Source organism: Mesorhizobium neociceri, from assembly GCF_013520985.1.
GTDB classification, from domain to species: Bacteria; Pseudomonadota; Alphaproteobacteria; order Rhizobiales; family Rhizobiaceae; genus Mesorhizobium; species Mesorhizobium neociceri.
Genome location: NZ_JACDTY010000013.1, coordinates 123,502 through 143,086, shown reverse-complemented (window position 1 = coordinate 143,086; position 19,585 = coordinate 123,502). Strand labels below are relative to the sequence as shown.

General features: G+C 62.3%; 15 protein-coding genes. 7 read left to right on the top strand and 8 right to left on the bottom strand.

Annotated features, from left to right (window positions below):
- Window positions 1–23 precede the first annotated feature (23 nt).
- Together H0241_RS23960 and H0241_RS23955 are read right to left on the bottom strand one after the other, a co-directional pair.
- A complete protein-coding gene (locus H0241_RS23960) occupies window positions 24–1,007 on the bottom strand; it encodes a bifunctional riboflavin kinase/FAD synthetase (protein WP_181060300.1) in 984 nt (327 codons plus the stop codon).
- A gap of 10 nt (window positions 1,008–1,017) precedes the next feature.
- A complete protein-coding gene (locus H0241_RS23955; RefSeq protein ID WP_181060299.1) occupies window positions 1,018–1,878 on the bottom strand; it encodes a TIGR01459 family HAD-type hydrolase in 861 nt (286 codons plus the stop codon).
- A gap of 342 nt (window positions 1,879–2,220) precedes the next feature.
- Here H0241_RS23955 and H0241_RS23950 point away from each other — a divergent pair, with 342 nt between their 5' ends.
- The 3 genes from H0241_RS23950 (at window position 2,221) to H0241_RS23940 (ending at window position 7,036) form a co-directional block, all read left to right on the top strand.
- On the top strand, window positions 2,221–4,137 hold the full coding sequence (locus H0241_RS23950; protein ID WP_181060298.1) for a TadE/TadG family type IV pilus assembly protein: 1,917 nt from the start codon (window positions 2,221–2,223) through the stop codon (window positions 4,135–4,137).
- 198 nt (window positions 4,138–4,335) lie between these two features.
- A complete protein-coding gene (locus tag H0241_RS23945; RefSeq protein ID WP_181060297.1) occupies window positions 4,336–6,297 on the top strand; it encodes a pilus assembly protein in 1,962 nt (653 codons plus the stop codon).
- A gap of 106 nt (window positions 6,298–6,403) precedes the next feature.
- Complete coding sequence (locus tag H0241_RS23940; protein ID WP_181060296.1) at window positions 6,404–7,036, top strand: LysE family translocator; 633 nt, start codon at window positions 6,404–6,406, stop codon at window positions 7,034–7,036.
- A 66-nt stretch (window positions 7,037–7,102) separates the two neighbouring features.
- Here H0241_RS23940 and H0241_RS23935 read toward each other — a convergent pair whose 3' ends face one another.
- A complete protein-coding gene (locus H0241_RS23935) occupies window positions 7,103–7,927 on the bottom strand; it encodes a DUF2189 domain-containing protein (RefSeq protein ID WP_181060295.1) in 825 nt (274 codons plus the stop codon).
- A 240-nt stretch (window positions 7,928–8,167) separates the two neighbouring features.
- Here H0241_RS23935 and H0241_RS23930 point away from each other — a divergent pair, with 240 nt between their 5' ends.
- Entirely contained in the window at window positions 8,168–8,704 is a 537-nt protein-coding gene (locus H0241_RS23930; protein ID WP_181060294.1) for a CAP domain-containing protein, read from the top strand.
- A gap of 30 nt (window positions 8,705–8,734) precedes the next feature.
- On the opposite strand, the gene H0241_RS23925 is transcribed toward H0241_RS23930, so the two are convergent.
- The 4 genes from H0241_RS23925 to H0241_RS23910 all read right to left on the bottom strand — a co-directional run bounded on the left by H0241_RS23925 (window position 8,735) and on the right by H0241_RS23910 (window position 15,242).
- Window positions 8,735–11,362 (bottom strand): EAL domain-containing protein, encoded by a 2,628-nt coding sequence (locus tag H0241_RS23925; protein WP_235984435.1) that lies wholly within the window; start codon window positions 11,360–11,362, stop codon window positions 8,735–8,737.
- 350 nt (window positions 11,363–11,712) lie between these two features.
- Window positions 11,713–13,248 (bottom strand): DHA2 family efflux MFS transporter permease subunit, encoded by a 1,536-nt coding sequence (locus H0241_RS23920; protein WP_181060292.1) that lies wholly within the window; start codon window positions 13,246–13,248, stop codon window positions 11,713–11,715.
- 342 nt (window positions 13,249–13,590) lie between these two features.
- Window positions 13,591–14,775: an HlyD family secretion protein gene (locus H0241_RS23915; RefSeq protein WP_181060291.1), complete on the bottom strand. Its 1,185-nt coding sequence runs from the start codon at window positions 14,773–14,775 to the stop codon at window positions 13,591–13,593.
- Window positions 14,772–15,242 carry a MarR family winged helix-turn-helix transcriptional regulator gene (locus H0241_RS23910; RefSeq protein ID WP_181060290.1) on the bottom strand — a complete coding sequence of 157 codons (471 nt, stop codon included), beginning with the start codon at window positions 15,240–15,242 and terminating at the stop codon, window positions 14,772–14,774. Before H0241_RS23910 ends, H0241_RS23915 begins: the two co-directional genes overlap by 4 nt.
- Window positions 15,243–15,574: 332 nt before the next feature.
- On the opposite strand from H0241_RS23910, the gene H0241_RS23905 reads away from it, so the two are divergent.
- From H0241_RS23905 to H0241_RS23895, 3 genes are all read left to right on the top strand, one after another.
- Window positions 15,575–16,885, top strand: a complete 1,311-nt coding sequence (locus H0241_RS23905; protein ID WP_181060289.1) for a flavin monoamine oxidase family protein — start codon at window positions 15,575–15,577, stop codon at window positions 16,883–16,885.
- 126 nt (window positions 16,886–17,011) lie between these two features.
- Window positions 17,012–17,845: an AraC family transcriptional regulator gene (locus tag H0241_RS23900; protein ID WP_181060288.1), complete on the top strand. Its 834-nt coding sequence runs from the start codon at window positions 17,012–17,014 to the stop codon at window positions 17,843–17,845.
- A 385-nt stretch (window positions 17,846–18,230) separates the two neighbouring features.
- On the top strand, window positions 18,231–18,617 hold the full coding sequence (locus tag H0241_RS23895; RefSeq protein ID WP_181060287.1) for a hypothetical protein: 387 nt from the start codon (window positions 18,231–18,233) through the stop codon (window positions 18,615–18,617).
- Window positions 18,618–18,624: 7 nt separating this feature from the next.
- On the opposite strand, the gene H0241_RS23890 is transcribed toward H0241_RS23895, so the two are convergent.
- Window positions 18,625–19,560 (bottom strand): bifunctional helix-turn-helix transcriptional regulator/GNAT family N-acetyltransferase, encoded by a 936-nt coding sequence (locus tag H0241_RS23890; protein ID WP_181060286.1) that lies wholly within the window; start codon window positions 19,558–19,560, stop codon window positions 18,625–18,627.
- Window positions 19,561–19,585: the final 25 nt, after the last annotated feature.

The following is a 19,585-nucleotide window of genomic DNA, read 5'->3' as shown; positions in this document are numbered from 1 at the left end:
TGAAGAGGTAAGCGGCCGGAAGCTCAAAAAGCGATCGCGCTGTCCAGCTGCGACAGCGGCCTGACACCGGCAAGCAGCGCGCGCGCTTCCGTCTCGTCGCGCTTGATTTGCGCCACAAGCGCGTCGAGCCCGTCGAACTTCACCTCGGGGCGCAAGAAGCCGAAGAACGAGACTTCGCAGATCTCGCCATAGAGATCGCCGGAGAAGTCGAAGACAAAGGTTTCGAGCAGCGGCGCGCCATTGTCGTCGACGGTCGGGCGGCGGCCGAAGCTGGCGACACCGTCGTGGAGCGTACCATCGGCGCGGCGGAAGCGGACGGCATAAATCCCCTCCTTTAGGGTCGCTTCGGGCGAAAGCCTCATGTTGGCTGTCGGGAAGCCGAGCGTGCGGCCGAGCTGCTGGCCACCGATGACTTCGCTCTCGACGGTGAAGCGGTAGCCAAGCAGGCCGGCGGCCTCGGCGACTTCGCCCTCACACAACAATGCGCGGATGCGGCTCGACGACACCACCTCGGCGCCTTCGTCGCGAAAAGCGTCGACCAGGGTGACGCCGAAACCATGGCGCTCGCCCGCCGCCATCAGAAAGGCGGGGCCGCCTTGCCGGTCCTTGCCGAAGTGGAAATCGAAGCCGGTGACGGCATGGGTGATGCCGAGGTTCGTCTCCAGCACATCAGTCACGAATGCCTCGGCCGACAGGCTGGCAAAGGCGCGCGTGAATGGCTGTTCGACGAGTGCTGCAAAGCCCAGATGCGACAACAGCCGCGCCTTCATCGGCGGCGGCGTCAGCACGAACAACGGCATATCGGGCCTGAACACCTTGCGCGGGTGCGGCTCGAAGGTCAGCACCAGCGCCGGCACACCGCGCCGCATGGCTTCGCCAAGCGCGCGTTCGAGCACGGCCTGGTGGCCGCGATGAACGCCGTCGAAATTGCCTATCGCCACCACGCCGCCACGCAAATGCGTCGGCAGCGGCACAGTCGCGGAAATATGCTCGAAGGCTGCGCTCATGGAAGCGACCCTACCGCAGTCTCGGAATGACCGCGACCGGCCGGTAGCCGTGCTTTTGCAGAAAGGCTGCAAGCCTGGCGGGGTCCGGCTGCATGGGATCGCCATAGTCGCGCGCGTGAATGCCGCCAGAGACGTAAAGCACGTCTATCCCATTGTCGGCGGCGCCCTTGACGTCGGTCATCATGCCATCGCCGATGGCCAGCACCTCCGAGCGCTCGACGTTACGGCCAAGAAGCAGGGCGACCTCCCGCATTGCTGCGTCATAGACCGGCGCGTAGGGTTTTCCGGCGATCAGCGTGCGGCCACCGAGCTGAGCATAATCGCGCGCCAATGCGCCCGCACACCAGATCATGCGCTCGCCGCGCTCGACCACGATGTCGGGATTGGCGCAGATGAAAGGCAGGTTCCTGGCGCGTACCCGGCGCAGCAGTTCGGCGTAATCCTCAGGTGTTTCCACCTCGTCGTCGAACAGGCCGGTGCAGACGACGCCGGAGGCCTCGAACTCTTCGACAAGATCGACGTCGAGACCGTCATAGAGGGTGAAGTCGCGGTCGGCGCCGATATGGAAGATTTTTCGCGGGCCGTCGGCGATGAGGTCGCGGGTCACATCGCCTGACGTGACGACACGGTCGTAGGCAACGGTAGGAACGCCGATCGCATTCATCTGCGCCACCACATCGGCATTGCGGCGCGGTGAATTGGTGATCAGGACAACCGGAACCTTCGCAGCACGCGCAGCGGCAAGCGCCTCGGTAGCCGCCGGGAAATGCCATTCGCCATTGTGGATTACGCCCCAGACATCGCACAGGATGGCCGAGTAGGCTCCCGACAAATCCGCGAGCGAGCCGATGATGTCAGGCGAATCCGCCATGCCGTTTTCCTGATGTGACGATCGTTGCGAGAGCTGCGGCCGACGGTCCGCCGCAACCGGCCCCGCATTAACCGAAGCGTTTCATCTTGTCACCAGCTTTCGGCGTTTTCGACGCCGTCGCGCCATGGCTTGATGGCGGTTGCATCTCGCAGAAAGCGCCCTCTCCCCAAGCTTCGGTCGATCGAAAAATGTCGCATCGCCGATCACCAGGGCCGAGTGGTTAACGAGCCTTGAAAAGATGGGCCGATCTTGAACGCATTTCAGCAACCTGAAATTTAACGATTTGTGGGCATCTTCGCGCCGATATTCGACATTTTGGGTCCTGGCAGGGGTGCTGAAGGCATGATCCGCAGATTTCTAAGCGACAGAGGCGGCAACTATGCCTTGATGACAGTGATCACCATGGTGCCCTTGATGGGCGCCCTGGCGCTCGCCATCGACTACACCGAGCTGATCCGCCAGCGCCAGGACACGCTGAACGCGCTCGATGCCGCAGGCATCGCCACTGCCCAGCAGATCGTCTCCGGCGCGACCGACGATGCGGCCAAGGCCTATGCCAAGGATTTCTTCGAGGCCAATCTCGGCCACGTCCAACCGGCCAATACGGCGCTGACCGTGACGCTTCCCAAAGACAACACCGGCGGCGGCACGCTGGTTCTGCAAGCCGCCCTGACGTACAAGCCGTACTTCGTGCCGGTGGCAGCCATTCTGCTTGGCAAGTCGTCCGGCAACACCAACGTCAATTTCACCGCCAGATCAGAGATCCGCCTCAAGAACTCGCTGGAAGTGGCGCTGGTGCTCGACAATTCCGGCTCGATGACCGAACTGGGACACGGCTCGAGCCAGGTGCGGTTCGACCTGTTGAAGAGTGCCGCCAAGCAGCTGGTCGACCAGCTTGCCGGCCAGGCACAGCTGATGAAACAGGTCAACAAGCCGGTCCAGTTCAGCCTGGTGCCGTTCGCAGCCTCGGTCAATGTCGGTCCGACGAACGCCAACGCCCCTTGGATGGACACGACGGGCGTCTCACCTCTCGATCATGAGAATCTCGACTGGTCAACGCTCACTTCGTCTGTCCTCCCAAATCAGTACGCGGTGCAGTCCGGCAGCTACTATTACGCGAAGGGCTCGGCCTGGGATGCGACGCAGCTGAACCAGGTGCTGACGCGCTTTTCGATCTATAAATCGATGAAGCGCATTTCGTCGTGCACCAAAAACTCGAGTAATGTCTGCACGTCCAACATAGTCTACGCACCGATTGCGACCTGGGGCGGCTGCGTCGAATCCCGTCCCTATCCTTACAACATACAGGACACGGCTGCTTCGACCACGACGCCGGCGACCATGTTCGTGCCGATGTTCGCGCCTGACGAGACCGACAATGTAGACAGCAATTCACGGCCGGCGAACAACAACTGGCACCTCGACGTGACGACAAGCAGCAACAACGCGACGCGGCAGAAGTACATGCCAAAATATTTCACTCCGGGCACCAAGGTGACGCCGGCCTACGGCTCCAATACCGGGCCAAATACCAGCTGCAGCACGACCGCGATCACGCCTTTGACCGACGTATCGGTCGCGGCCGGCCAAACGGCGGTCAAGGCAGCCATCGACGCCATGGTCGACGTCGGCGCCACCAATGTGCCGGAAGGCATGGCCTGGGGCTGGCGGGCCCTTTCCAGCACCGCACCCTTCACCGAAGGCCGGTCCGAATCCGAAAAGGGCAACGACAAGGTGCTGATCGTGCTGACCGACGGCGCCAATACCTATTACACGCCGACCTCGGTAACAGCGCAGTCCTACTCAGGCACCAACTACCTGCAGGGCGGCAACGACCTCGCCGGCAGCAAGGCCATCTATTCGTCTCTCGGGTACCTCACCTATCCCGGCCAAACCAAGCCGTTCGGCAGCACCTATACCTACGGCCGCCCGTTCCTTGGAACCAGTAGCAGCGTTACCAAGACCGACTATTCGAATGCCAATTACACCAAGGCGATGAACGAGCACTTCGCCACGCTTTGCACCAATGCAAAGGACGCCGGCATGATCGTCATGACGATCGCGCTGGACCTCGACGCCACCAAAACGACTGAAGCGGCACAGATGGCCGCCTTGAAGACCTGCTCATCGGATTCGCGCTTCCGCAAGGATTCGGCCGGCAATCCGCTCAAGCTGTTCTGGAACTCGACCGGCGCCACATTGTCGGACGATTTCAAGGAAATCGGCAACGAACTGTCCAACCTGCGCATCGTCAGCTGATCGGCGCTCCTCAAAGAACCAAGCGCCCTGCCCTCGGCGGGGCGCTTCGCATATGGCGGCCGCCGACGCCACGAGGCATTGGTTAGCGCTTGGTGAAGCGCTGGCCGCGCAATCGAGCGGTTTCCCAAACCCGTCCTTCAGCGTTTTGTGAAAGTGTGGCGGCATTGAAGAATCCGCAGGCGGGGCCGCTTACATCACATGCGCAAATTCTGGCGTGACTTCTGGCGCGACCGGCGCGGCAATTATGCTCTCATGACCGTTCTGGCCATGGTGCCGCTGATGGGTGGCGTGGCGATGGCCGTCGACTTCAGCGGCTTGGTCAGCGAGAAGCAGAAGGTGGTCAACGCGCTCGACGCCGCCAACTTCGCCACCGCGCGCCGGCTGGTGGAAGGCGCCACCGACGACCAGTTGCGGGCCTATGCACTCGACTTCTTCAAGGCGAATCTCAACAGCGTCGACCCCGCCAACACGACGCTCGACGTCACGCTGCCCAGCAGCACGGCCGGCGGCGGCATCGTCAAGCTTTGCGCCAGCCTGGTCTACAAGCCCTATTTCCTGCCGGCAGCGTCGATGTTGATCGGCAAGACGTCAGGCGACATCGACTACTCCGTGTGCTCGCAGGTGCGATTGAAGAACACACTGGAAGTGGCCATGGTGCTCGACAATTCAGGCTCGATGTCGATCAACGGCACCGGCGCCGGACAAAAGCGCATCGACCTTCTCAAGCAGGCCGCCAAGCAACTGGTCGACACGCTCGCCGCACAGGCAGCGATGATCAAGCAGATCGACAAGCCGGTCCAGTTCAGCCTGGTGCCGTTCGCCGCATCGGTCAATGTCGGCGCCAGCAACGACAACGCGTCATGGATCGACGCCTACGGGCTGTCGCCCATCCATAATGAGAACTTCGACTGGTCGACGCTGAACGCCGCTGACAAATATGCCCAGAAGATCGGTGGCATCTGGTACAAGAAAGGCACTGGCTGGGGCGAGCAGGAGGGGCAGATGCTGACCCGCTTCTCGCTTTATCGCGACATGAAGGTGGTCACCAGCCACGAGCGCATCGTCGGCAGCAAACGCGTGGTCTGCGACAAATACCGTGCCAATCATACATGCTCGGAGAGCCACGACGAATACGACTACAACGACACATACGGACCGTTCGCCAGCTGGCAGGGCTGCGTCGAAGTCCGTCCCTATCCCTATAATGTCAACGACGCGCCGGCCTCCGGCGGACCGAACAATACCGGCACCGGCGTCGGCGACCCCGCCACCATGTTCGTGCCGATGTTTGCGCCGGACGAGCCGGGCAACCACTGGTATATCACGCAGGATCCTGACGAGGTGGCTCCCAAGACCTATGGCGCGGTCAACAGCTGGTGGAACGACGATCCGTCGAGCACCACCGGCAAGACCAGGCAGTCCAACATGGCCAAGTATTTCCAGCCGCGGCCAATCAATGCGCCGGTACTGGCCAAGGGCGCCGGGCCAAACTACAGCTGCACCACGACGCCGATCACGCCGCTGACCGACGTCACCAACGCCACCGGGCTGACCACGATCAAGGCCGCAATCGACCTGATGGCGCCCAACGGCAACACCAATGTGCCGGAAGGCATGGCCTGGGGCTGGCGCACCGTCTCCAGCACCGAGCCCTTCACCGAGGGACGCCCGGAGACCGAGCGTGGCAACGACAAGGTGGTCATCGTGCTCACCGACGGCGAGAACACCTATTCGACGGCGAACTCCGACCCCGCCGGCAACAAGTCGACCTATGCCGGCTATGGCTATACCGGCGTCGGCTACAACGGCACCGCGGTCACCCGCCTGTTCGGCGGCACGTCGAGCGCCATCGGCCAGCTCAACTATTCGTCGAGCAACTACACCGCCGCGCTCAACGAGCAGATGGCGACGTTGTGCAACAACGCCAAGGCGGCCAACATCATGGTGATGACGGTGGCGCTCGACATGTCGACGACCGACGCCGGCGACAAGAGCGCGATGGACGCGCTGAAGACGTGTTCGTCCGACTCGCGCTTCCGCAAGGATCCGACCGACCCGAGCAAGCCTGCGAAACTGTTCTGGAATGCCACGGGCGCCACGCTGTCTGACAATTTCAAGGAAATCGCCAACGAACTGTCGAACCTGCGTGTGGTGAGCTGAGGCGCTTTCGCAGGTTTTCGACCTTGGCGTAACGGTCGGCGTCGCCAAGCCCTTGCGCGCGAGTATCCGGCGAGGCAAAGGTCAAGCGCTTCCCGGAGATGCCTTCATGCCCGAAACCGCCAACCATCTCGCCTTCGCGCTGGTCTGCCTCGGCATGGTGCTGACGCCCGGGCCGAACATGATCTACCTGATCTCGCGTTCGCTGTCGCAAGGCCCGAAGGCCGGGCTGATCTCGCTCGGCGGCGTGGCGGTCGGCTTTCTGTTCTATGTCGTATCGGCCGCCCTTGGGATCACCGCGCTGCTGCTTGCCGTGCCGTTCGCCTATGACGCGCTGCGCATTGCCGGCGCGCTCTATCTGCTATGGCTCGCCTGGCAAGCGGTGCGGCCCGGCGGGCGCTCGCCGTTCCAGGTGCGCGAACTGCCGAAGGACAGGCCGCGCAAGCTGTTCGCCATGGGGCTGATGACCAATCTCCTCAACCCCAAAGTGGCGGTGCTCTATCTGTCGCTGCTGCCGCAGTTCATCTCGCTGGACAAGGGCCATGTGCTGTCGCAGCTTCTGGTGCTCGGCGCCACGCAGATTTCGATCAGCCTGACCGTCAACGCCATCATCGCGGTGACGGCCGGTTCAATCGCCACCTTCCTCGCCGGACGGCCGCTATGGATGGTCATCCAGCGCTGGATGATGGGCACGGTGCTTGCCGCGCTGGCGCTGAAAATGGCGACCGACGCGCAACGCTAGGGTGCGTTGCCATCCAGGTGATGCCGGCCTGACCTGGATCTCAACACACCCTACGGCTGGGTGACGCTACATCGGCCGCCGTGTCTGTTGCGCGCGCTCCGGCTCCACCACCTTGCGATAGAGGTGCCAGGTGGCATGGCCAAGCACCGGCATGACCACGGCGAGCCCGGCAAACAGCGGGATCGATCCGATCACCAGCAGCACGGCGACGACCAGCCCCCACAGCAGCATCGGCAACGGATTTGCCATCACCGCGCGCGCCGAGGTCTCGATCGCCGACACGGCGCCGACGTCGCGGTCGAGCAGCAGCGGGAAGGCAACCACCGTCGTCGCCAGCACGATCACGGCAAAGATGAAACCGGCGGCATTGCCGAACAGGATCAGCGTCCAGCCCTTGCTGGTCGTCAGCAACTCGCTCAGAAATCCGGCGATCGAAGCCGGGGGCTGATCGCCGAACAGGCTGGTGTAAATCGACTGTGCGGTGAACATCCACAACAGGAACAGCACCAACAGCATGGCGCCGATGACCGCGATCGACGGCAATGCCGGCGAGCGACGCACGTCAAGCGCGTGCCGCCAGGAGGTGTCCATGCCGAGTTCGCGCCGGCGGCTGATCTCGTAGAGGCCGATTGCCGCGAACGGGCCGACCAGGGCGAAGCCCGACATCAGCGGATAGATCAGCTGGATGGCGTTGGAGCCGGAGGTCCACCGCGTCAGGATCAGGCCGACGACGGGATAGATCAGGCAGAGGAACACGTAATGCGAAGGCTTGGCCCAGAAATCGTCGAGACCGAGCTTGAGCGCATCCCAGAGGTCCGCGGTGGTGATATGGCGCACCCTGGGCTGCACATGCAGTCCGTGCGCGTCCGCCATGACATGAAAGCCGGCCATAACCTTCCTCCCGGGTGTCGGGGCGGTCACCGCCTGGATGGCCGCCCGCAGCTGCCACTTCAAGAACGCCGGCATTGTAGCCGATATTCCGGGAAAAGTCGCCGCATCACGCGATTTTCATCGGCGCCCCGGGCCGATCGCCTGACGCGGCGCGTTGAAGACCGCCTCGATGAATCCATCCGTTGCGATTTTCGCAGCCCTGCCCGGCAAAAGCCATGATCGCCGCTAAGTCAGACAGGCATGACACTGATCGACACCACCAATCACCCGCTCACGCAACCCCACTCGGGCGAAATGGGTGTAAAGCCAAACAGGCGCTTGCTGCTGATCGGCTTTGCAGCCATGGCCGGCCTCGCCGCTTGCAGCACGGTCTCGGTGCCGACCGGCGAAGGCGCCGGTGTCTCGTCCTCCGCCACCGCGACACTGGCCGGCATCCGCGCCTCGGCCGGGTTGCCGGCGCTGGTGGCGGACACGCTACTCGAGCAGGCCGCGCTCCAGCAGGCCGGCTATATGGCCTCGCGCGAACGCATGAGCCACACGACAGGCTGGGGCAAGGATTTCGCGTCACGGATGAAGGACAATGGCGTGCGCGGCGCCGCCGCCGAGAACATCGCCGAGGGCCGGTTCGACCAGCAGAAACTGTTCGACATCTGGATGCATTCGGCCGGCCACCGCCGCAACATGCTCGATCCGGATTTCAGCCGCTTCGGCCTGGCCTATGTGCGCGACGGACGCGACGGCGCCATCCGCTACTGGAGCCTGGTGCTGGGACGGTAAGCGCCTGCGGCTACCGACGCCAACTCATCGTCAGCCTTTGGCGATGACCTCGCCGACATCGCCGGCCGGCAGCGGTTCGCTGAAATAATTGCCCTGCATTTCGTCGCAATTGTTCTTGCGCAGGAAGACGACCTGGTCTTCCGTCTCGACGCCTTCGGCAAGGACCCTCAGGTTCAGCTTTTGACCCAATGAGATGACGGCGCTGGTAACCGCCTGATCGTTCTCGTCGGTCGCGAGGTCGTCAATAAAGGATTTGTCGATCTTCAGTCGCTGCACCGGAAAGGTCTTGAGCGCGCTGAGGCTGGAATAGCCGGTTCCGAAATCGTCGATCGATATCTGCACACCGAGCTGTTGCAGTCCGTTCATCGTTGCGACTGCCAGATCGAAATCCTGCATGATCAGGCTTTCGGTCACCTCGAGCTCGAGATACCTGGCCTCCAGGCCGCTTTCCTTCAATGCGTTGACGACGCGGTCGATCAGGTTCTTCTCCCTGAACTGCCGCGCCGACACGTTGACGCAGACGGTGACGGGCGGCAGACCGGCGCGCTGCCAGGCTTTGTTTTGCCGGCAGGCTTCGTGCAGGATCCAGTCGCCGATCGGCACGATCAGGCCGGTCTCCTCGGCAGTCGGGATGAACATCATTGGCGACACCACGCCTCGCGCCGGGTGGTTCCAGCGCACCAACGCTTCGACGGCCAGGATCTGACCCGACCGCAGATCGACCTGCGGCTGGTAGAGCAGCGCGAATTCCGAACGGGCGAGCGCGTTTCGCAATTCCTCCTGAAGCAGGAATTTTTCGTGTGCGCTTGAGTTGAACTCGGGGGCATAGAACTGGAAATTGTCGCTGCCGAATTCCTTGGCGCGAGACATGGCGGCATCGGCATTGGCCAACAGCTTATCCGGGCTTGTCCCGTCCTTCGGGTAATTTGCGATGCCGATGCTGGCCGTTAATCGCAGGCGGTGCTCGGCGAAAGGAACCGGCTCGGCAATCGCATCCCTGATCGTCTGCAGGGTTTCCGAAATGACATCGACATTGGTGGGCTGATCGAACAGGACGATGACAAATTCGTCGCCGCCTACCCGCACGACGGTGTCGGTTGCCTTCACGCATCCAACCAGACGGCTGGCGACAGTCTTGAGGAGTTCGTCGCCGGCATTGTGGCCCAACGTATCGTTCACCAGTTTGAAATTGTCGAGATCGATGAACACCACCGTCACCCAACGATTGTATCGCTGCGCGTAGAGGACCGCCTGGGAAAGCCGATCCTCCAGCAAAGCGCGATTGGGCAGCCCGGTCAGCGCATCATGGTTGGCCATGAAGTGGATCTGGTCTTCGGCCCGTTTGCGCTCGATAGCGATACCGGCAATGTGGGTGGTGAATTCGATCAGGCGGGTCTCGGCCTCGGTCGGCTCGCGTACGCTCATCGAATACATGGCAAAGACGCCTAGCACGACGCCCTGATGCGACAGGATCGGGGTCGACCAGCACGAACGGTAGCCATAAGGCGCCGCGAGTTCGCGGTAATCCTCCCAGAGCGGATCTTGCAGGATGTCGGCGACGATGACCGGTTCGCGCCGGTAGGCAGCGGTTCCGCACGACCCTGTCTTGGGGCCGATGGCAGATCCATCGATGGCGCTCATATAGGCCTTGGCCAGGCTCGGCGCCGCACCGTGCCGCAAATGCATGCCATCCTTGTCGAGCAGCAGGACGGAACCGAATATCCCCTTCAGTTGGGACTCGACCAGGCGCATCAGGCTGTCGAGCACGTTCTCGAGCGGTGCGCTCGTTGCAATCATCTCCAGGATGTTTGCCTGTCCGCCGCGCAGGACATCCGCCTGCTTGCGGGCGGTGATGTCGCGGGCGATGCCAACCAGACCGAAAATTTCGTTTTGAGCATTGCGCAACGGCACTTTGGTCGAGGAGAGCCATTTTACGGTGCCTGACGCATCGACGACGAACTCTTCCGCGTCGATCAAGGGTTGTCCGCTTTCGAGCACCGACTGTTCGACTTGCCGAAATCTCTGCGCAACCTCCGGGGGATGGATATCGAAATCGGTCAGGCCGATCATGTCGGCGGTCTTGTCGCGGCCACTGTCAGTCGCAAGTGCGCTGTTGACGACCATGAAGCGGCTTTGCGTATCCTTGACCCAGAGATAATTGGGCACCCAGTCGATCAGTGCCTGCAACGAGATAAGCTCGTCGACGATCTGTCTATTGGCGATGAGATCGGTAATGTCGTCATGCGTGGCTACCCAGCTGCCGTCGGGCATTGACTGGTTATAAATCTGGATGGTCCGGCCGTCGGGGAGTTTGGCGGTCCAGATTCTTGGAGCCTTGCCTGAATTGACCGATCTCGCCATCGCCAGATAGGCGTCGGTGGCCAGCGCCGCCGTGCCGGCAGCGGCGCGGCGCTCGACGATTTCACTCAGCGTAAGGCCGGGGCGCACCTGCTCAGGTGCGAGGCGGTAGATTTCCGCATAACGGCGATTGCTCAGGATCAGCCGCTCGTCGCGGTCGAAAAAGCAGATGCCTTGCGAAATGTTTTCGATCACCGTCTCGAAGCGCAGCGCCTGTGCTTCGAGTGCCGTGATCGTCGCCCGGAGGTCCCGCTCCAGCGACGCATAGGAAACATCGGCCAGTTTTGCCAACGCGGCCAAGCCGACAGGCTCAGTCGTTTCTGCTGATTTCCTGGATGATTTCGTAGCCAAACAGACCTTCTCCCAGCTGGGTCTGAAAGAACGCAACGATCATTTATGTGCCATGCGACAGTCTGTTGATAGTGTTGGATATGTACTAATAGCATATAAACCGGACCGAAATCAGACGCGAAGGTTTCTGGTTACCTGAAACTTAAACGCCAGTTTCAAATCGCCATCGGCGCTGCAGAATCGATATTCTCCGATATCTGGAGAGTTTTGCGACCATCTCGGCAATCGCCTCGATCTTGCCTATTCGCAGGCGCGGCCACGGTGGCGTCATCTGCCGTCGGCAAATATCGGCGGACGTCTCAATCCATATGTGCTGCCGGCGCCGCACCAGCTGCCGGGGCCGTCTTCGGCTTGCGCAGCAGAAACACAAACGGGATGGCAATCAGCGTCATCATCATCAGTATTTTGAAGTCGTTGACGTAGGAGATCATCATCGACTGGATGTTGACCATGCGGTCCATCTGCGAAAGCGCCATCGGATCGCCGCTTGCCGCGGCCGGCGAGGCCGCCCACAGATTTGGGTTGAACGGATTGATGAAGGCCGACAGCTCGGTGTGATTGACCTGCGTGTTGCGCACCAGCAGAACCGTCACCACCGACACGCCGATCGAGGAACCCAGATTGCGCACCAGGCTGAACAGCGCCGTGGCGTCGGTGCGGAAGCGCACGTCGAGCGTGGCGAAGGCCACCGTCGACAACGGCACGAACACCATGCCCATGCCCAGGCCCTGGATGACGCCGGAGCTGAGTATCAGCCAATTGTCCATCTGCGGCGTGAAGCCTGCCATCGTATAGAGCGATTGCGCGGTGAGCAAAAAGCCGATGACGACGAGAATCCTGGCGTCGATCTTGCTCATGAGCCGCCCGACGACAAGCATCGAAATCATCGTGCCGACACCGCGCGGCCCCAAGACGACACCGATGGTGACGGTCGGATAGCCGAAGATGGTCGACAGCATCGGCGGCAGCAGCGACATCGAAGCCAGGATCAGCACGCCCATGACGAAGATGAAGGCCAGCCCGGTGACGAAGTTGCGGTCGAGGAAAATCTTGGGGTCGATGAAAGGGCGCTCCGCCGTCACCGTGTGGATGATGAACACCCAGAAGCCGGTGATCGAAAGGCCAAGCTCGATCCAGATTTCGACCGAGGAAAACCAGTCGACCTCGCCGCCGCGGTCGAGCAGCAGCTGCAGCGCGCCGACCCCGAGCGATATCATGGCGAAGCCGAAGAAATCGAAACTGCGCACCCGCCGGGCCACGGCCGGCAGATAGGCGGCCATGCCGAGGAAGGCGACGATGCCTACCGGCAGGTTGATGAAGAACACCCAGCGCCAGTTAAAATTCTCGGTCAGCCAACCGCCAAGCGTCGGGCCCAGGATCGGCCCCAGCATGATGCCAGCGCCCCAGATGGCCATCGCCTGGCCGTGGCGCTCCCTGGGGTTGATGTCGAGCAAGAAGGTCTGCGACAGCGGCACGATCGCAGCGCCGAACACGCCCTGCATCAGCCGGAAGAACACGATGCTCTCCAGGCTCCAGGCGATGCCGCACAGCATCGAGAACACGGTGAAGCCGACAACCGCCGCCAGGAACAGTTCCTTGCGGCCGAAGCGGTCGGCCAGCCAGCCGGTCACCGGCGTCATGATGGCGGCGGCGACGATGTAGGAGGTCAGTACCCAGTTGATGTTGTCGGGCGAGGCGCCGAGGTCGCCGGTCATGGTCGGCAGCGCGACATTGGCGATGGTGGTGTCGAGCGCCTGCATGACCGTCGCCAACATCAACGCCACGGTGATCAGGCCGCGATGCGGCACTTCCTTGAACGGCTCTGGCGTGCTCATGATGCGGAACTTCCGACAGGTAACAAAAACGTGTACACTAGGCTTCCGGGCGGCGAGGCCTTCTCTGGTGAAGAGACCCTCATCGCGGTGGGACGCGATCTATCGATGTGGGGGTTACATCGACCGAACGTCTCAACACATCAGGCGCTTGCCGCCCGGAAATCCAAGGACCGAAGGATCGGTGTCGAGAGAGTCAGGCTACGGTCAGGCCGCGATGCGGCCCGGTCCAACCCCACCCCTCGCGCAACCTGCCATCGGACCAATCCTGTCATTTCAACTCGCCTGAGCGAGCATTCTGCCCGGCCGTGATCCTGCTTTTCAGCATCACGGTCCACTCACAGTCTATTGTGCCTCACCCGCGGTGGCGTGGCCGAAGATGGCCGGCAATCCGCGGGCAACGCCGGTATCCACCGTAACCGAGGCGCTCATGCCGGTGCGCAGCGCCATTTTGGCGTCGGCATCGGTGAGTTCCAGGCGCACCGGAATGCGCTGCGTGACTTTCACCCAGTTGCCGGTGGCGTTCTGGGCCGGCAACAACGAAAACTCCGCGCCGGTGCCGGCGCCGATCGCCTTGACGGTGGCCTCGAAGGTGCGCCCCGGATAAGTGTCGACCACGATCTCGGCCTTCTGGCCTGTTTTCATGTGGGTAAGCTGGGTTTCCTTGAAATTGGCATCGATCCAGGTGTCGCCTGTCTCGACCAACGCAAACAACGGCGTGCCGGAACCGACATACTGACCGACCTTGAAAGAAGAGGCCTGGCTGACGACGCCGTCCGCCGGCGCCTTGACCGTGGTCTGCGCCAGATCGTAGGCGGCTTTGTCGCGCGCGGCGAGTGCGGCCATCACCGTCGGGTGCTTGTCGGTCTCGATATCGGGATTGCCGGCGAGAGCGGCCTTGGCGCTGATGATGCCCTGCTCGGCCACGGCCAGCTGCTGCCTGGCCTTGTCGAGATCGTTCTTGGCCTGATCCAGCGAGGATTTGGCGTTGATGCCCTTCTGGGCAAGGTCGGCGGCGCGATCATACTGCGACTGCGCGTAGTCGACTTCGCTGGCGTCGGACCTCTCCTGCGCCATCGCCTGGCTGTAGGCCGCGCGCAGCTGTTCGATGCCGACGCGCGCGACCGCAACCGCCGCGTCGGCCTGGGCCAATGCGATCCGGTAGGGCTCGGGGTCGATGGCAAACAGCATATCACCCTGCTTGACCAGCTGGTTGTCCGAGATGTCGACCTGAACGATGCGCCCGGCCGTATCCGAGGCGATCGACACCTTGGCCTGCTGCAAATTGGCGTTCTCGGTCTCCTGATAGCGGCCGCCGGTCACCCAGACATAGCCGCCGCCAATAGCCAGGGCCGCCGGCAGGACGATCATTAGAAGCAAGCGGCCGAGGCGGCGCGGCTTTTTCGCAGCGACCGGGGCCGGCGCCGCCAACGGTGCGACCGCCACAGGCGCGGCTACCGGCTGCGGCTGCGGCGGCGCTTCCACATCGAGCTTGGTGACATTGTCGTCTAACTTGGCTGCCGCGTTCATGCCGCTGCCCCTTCCGTACTCTTCAGAGCCGACGTCTCGCCGTCCGCGAGGTTCCGAACGATGGTGTCCAGCGCCCGGATCAGGACGCGGCGATCTTCCGGTGAAACGCCGACCAGCGACTCCTCATAGACCTCGCCGGCCAGGCTTTTGACCTCTGCATAGGCGGCGCTTGCCTTGGCGGTCGGGAAGATCATATGCACGCGGCGATCGGCGGCATCGGCGCGGCGTTCGATCCAGCCGCCCTCCTCCATCCGGTCAACGAGGCGCGAGACGCTGATCGGCTCGATTTCAAGCAGTTCGGCAAGCCGCGCCTGACTGATGCCCTCTTCCTTGGCGACGCGGACCATCAGCCGCCATTGCGCTGACGAAAGCCCGAGCCCGCTAGCGCGCGTCTCGAAGCGCTTGCGCAGCAGGCGCTGCACGTCGTGGATCAAAAAGCCCAATCTATCTATGCCGTCGGAAACCATGAGCGGTATATATAATAAGCGTGCTTACTATTCAAGATACCGTGTTGCGCCAGAGCCGGCAAACGGGGATGGCAGCCCATGCGAGGAGATCATGGTTGCCGATGAACAACGTCGAGTGCCCTGGGTAAGCGTCTCGGGCGCCGTCTGTGGCCGCCGCAGCGCAACGGCCGACAAACGGGAACGGTTCAGGACGACGAGTGCCTATTTCCCCAAAACCCTGTTCCGCCCTTCCCAAGAACGGCCCCTCCTTTGCCTCTAATGGCAGGCGCCTCGGTGGTCGTTCCCATGTGGAGCGAATCTGACTGAGGGGATTGAATGAACGGAGCGGATCAATGGAACCCTTGAACTATGCGGTCATCGGCGGGGGCATAGGCGGCATTGCGGCCGCGCGGCAGCTCTGCGCCATGAACCCCAGCGCCCGGATCGCGATCTTCGAAAGCACACGTGAGGTCGGCGGCAGGCTGCGCTCGAAAATGCTTGCGGGCGACGCCGACGTCGTCGAACTTGGCGGAACCCGCTTCAATCCTCGCCTTCACCGCCGGGTGAATGAGCTCGTCACCGAGACGGGACTGAAAACCAAGCCATTCTCATACGATTTCGCGCCGATCCAGAACGGGCTGCACCAGCACGCCAAAGAGCTGCTCGCCTCCATCTGCGGCGAACTTCGCGATATCCATGACGGCCTCGACGCCAACGACAGGCAGAGGCTTTCCTTCACGCAAGCTGCGTTGCCGGCCCTCGGCGAAAGCCGTCTTGCCTGTCTCATCGATCTCGCCGGTTATGATGTGACCAGCCATCCGAGCATCCCTTTCGAGGTCGGCTACGGCTTCCTCAGCCATGTTCCGGAAACCAGCGCCCTCTTTGGCCAACCGGCGCAGGACTGGCGCTGCCTGACGGACGGTTTCCAGGCGCTGCCGCGCGCCATGCACGCGTCCCTGCCCGGCAATTGCTCGACCGAGTTCGACCATCGGCTGGTGGAGATCGCAGCCGTTCAAGGACGCTCCGGATACAGGCTGACGCTGGAAAGCCCCGAGAGCACGAGAGTGGTGCTCGCCGAAAAGGTGCTAATGGCAATGCCGATGCAAAGCCTCGGCAGCATCAGCGGCGTGCCGCTCGCCGCCGCTGTCCGAGATCGCATCAAGCCAGTGCCGCTGATCAAGGCCTATTTCGAATATTCCGAGCGCTGGTGGACGAAGCTCGGACTTGAGGGGCGCTGCTTTTCGACCGCTTCCGCGTTCCGCAAAATCTACTTCCCCGACCATGGCCGCCACCTCTGGGTCTATTGCGACAGCCAGAGCGCCTCCCGGTTGCGCGACGCGTTCGCCGACCGCAACGAAGTTTGTGAGGCGTTTTCCGAGACTTTGGCTGATGTCCTGCCATTTGCCGCGCAGGATATTCCGGCCCCGAGCGGACAGGGCTTTGCCTACTGGCCGGAAGGCATTGCCTTCTGGGACAGCGGACTGAATATGCTGCCCGGTCCGTTCTGGTCCGTCGGGAAAGACTTTTGCGTCTGCTCGGATCTGTTCACCGCCGATCTGGGCTGGGTCGAGGGCGCCGTCGCGAGCGCCGAACGTGCCGCGACCTTTTTGGCCCGCGGATCCATGCGGACATGCAAGGCAGGCGTTTCGGCGGCAGCCTGCTGAGCAGCGGCTCTCCGCGATGCATGTTGGAAGGGAGCGCCCTCGGCGCCGATTTTACGACAGGCGCAATTTCAATCAAACTGGCCTCGCGGAAAGACGGCAACATGGTGCCGCCAAATGCGAGGAGCCATGAGCCCGACAGAGAAAGCGCTGTGGTTTGTCGAGAGCCATCTGCCGGACGCGATCTCGCTTGACGATGTCGCGCACAGCAGTGGCGTCTCGCGCTTTCATGTGACGCGCGCCTTTGGCGCCGCCACCGGCCGTTCGGTGATGGGCTATATGCGCGCGCGCCGGCTGACCGAAGCGGCGCGCAAGCTGGCCGCCGGCGCGCCCGACATTCTCAGCCTCGCGCTCGATGCCGGCTACGCCTCACATGAGGCCTTCACCCGTGCCTTCCGCGACCAGTTCGGCACGACGCCAGAACTGGTGCGCGCGCAGGGCAGCCTCAGCAATCTCGATCTTGTGGAGCCGATCCTGATGGACCAGTCCTTCCTCGCCTCACTGCCGCCGCCGCGCTTCGAGACCGGCCGTCCCTTCCTCATCGCTGGCCTCGGCGAACGCTACAGCTGCGAATCAAGCGCTGCCATCCCGATGCAATGGCAGCGCTTCGGCCCTTATATCGGCAACATTCCGGGCGAAACCGGCGATGTCGCCTATGGCGTCTGCATCAACGGCGACGATGCCGGCAATTTCGACTACATCGCCGGCGTCGAGGTGCTGGATTTCTCCGACCTGCCGAAGGAACTTTCGCGGGTGCGGGTGCCGGCGCAGAAATACGCCGTCTTCAGCCATGCCGAGCACGTCTCGACCATCCGCCGCACCGTCAACACGATCTGGAACAAATGGCTGCCAGCCTCCGGGCACGATATAGCGGACGGCCCCGAATTCGAGCGCTACGGGCCGGAGTTCGATCCGCGCAGCGGCAATGGCGGGCTGGAGATCTGGATCCCGGTCAAGGGGTAGAACGGGAATACTCGACGGTGACAATTCTCAGTTATCAGTCTGGGTCATGATATATCTTTCAGCGAACCAGAACGAAGTGCGCGATGCCCCAAGCAGCCAACGTTCCCGATCTTGAAGCGATCATCACCAAACTGGGCAAGCTTCAGGCCGCGCTAGCAGGGGGGCTGTCCCGCGAGCGCTGCCTGCGCCGGTGGAGTGAGTTCATCCGGGAACGTGATGGACATCGATGCGTAGATTGCCATTCGCGCCGCCGCCTATCCGCCCACCATATCTGTCGCAAATCGTTCTCACGGATGCACAATTTCAAACAGGCAATGGCATAACGCTTTGTAGCGCCTGTCATAGAGAGATGCACCGGGGCTTCAATGCTCGCCCGGACCTGTCATTGCCGGTGGACGCACAAGGTGGTGAGAAGCTTGCCACGATGGAGCGACTCTACAGCATCCTTACGGACGATGCTGTAGAGCGGGGGCTGATGCGGGACCAGTTCTATTTCCTCAGCGACGAGTTGCTTGCAACCTTCAAAAGAATGCAGGGCTACGATCCCGCCACCTATTTTCCCGGATCGTGTATCGAGCAAGCCTACCTGATCTTGGCCGAGAGCGAATTCGGCTCGCGCCGCGCGATGGCAGAGGCTAACGGCGTGCCTATTACCGACAAGCCGCTTCTTCCGGGCGGACTATATCTCGTCCTCACGGACCGAGACGGGCAGCCGACCAAAAGCCTCATCGTCCAGACTTACATGCCGCGTTCCAAGCCAACGACGGACTAGCGGAAGCCTACAGCTCAAGATTCCAGTTCTGGCCGACCAGATCCTTGCCGAAGGCGTGATGGCGCTCTTCGTCGGCCCGCTTGAAGCCTGCACTCTCATAGATGTGGCGGGCGGCGGTAAGGATGTCGTTGGTCCACAGGGTCAGCGTCTTGTACCCCTTGGCGCGGGCAAAGCCGATGCACTCCTCGACCAGCCGCTTGCCGATGCCGAGGCCGCGCGCCGACGGCTCGACATAGAGCAGGCGCAGCTTCGCCACATCGTCCGACTTGCGCACGACGAAGACCGAGCCGACCACCTCGCCTTGCCGTTCGGCAATCCAGCTGCGCTCCCATTTTGGATCGAAGGATTTTACGAAGGCGCCGAGGATTTCGGCGACCAGCGCCTCATAGGTTTCGTCCCAGCCATAGTCCTGCGCATAGATCTGTCCCTGGCGGCGGACGATCCAGCCGATGTCGCCGACCTGCAAGGGCCGCAGCATATAGGGGATTTTGGGCTCCGGGCTCTCGCCCAGGAGCTGCTGCACCGTCTGCATGGCCTTTACCAGCCGGTCCTGTTCGGCAGCGGGAAGCCGTTCCAGCAAGGCGGCGACCTGATCGTGCGAACCCCGATCCAGCGGCGCGAAGGCCTCCCGCCCCGCCGACGTCAGCGTGATCGACGATTGCCGCGCATCCGACGCCAGCGCCGTGCGCGAAATCAGCTGCAAGTGCTCGAACTTCTTCAGCAGTCGGCTGACATAACCGGCATCGAGGCCGAGATCGCGAATGAGATCGGTGGCCGTCAGGCCATCGCGATGCGCCAGTTCATAAAGCACCCGCGCCTCGGTCAGCGAGAAGGCGCTTTTCAGCAGGCCTTCGTCCAGCAGGCCGATCTGGCGGGTGTAGAAGCGGTTGAAAGCCCGCACCGCGTCGATGCGTTCCTTGCCGGGTTGATGATGGATCGTCATGGGCAATCTCCTGCTCCAGGACGAT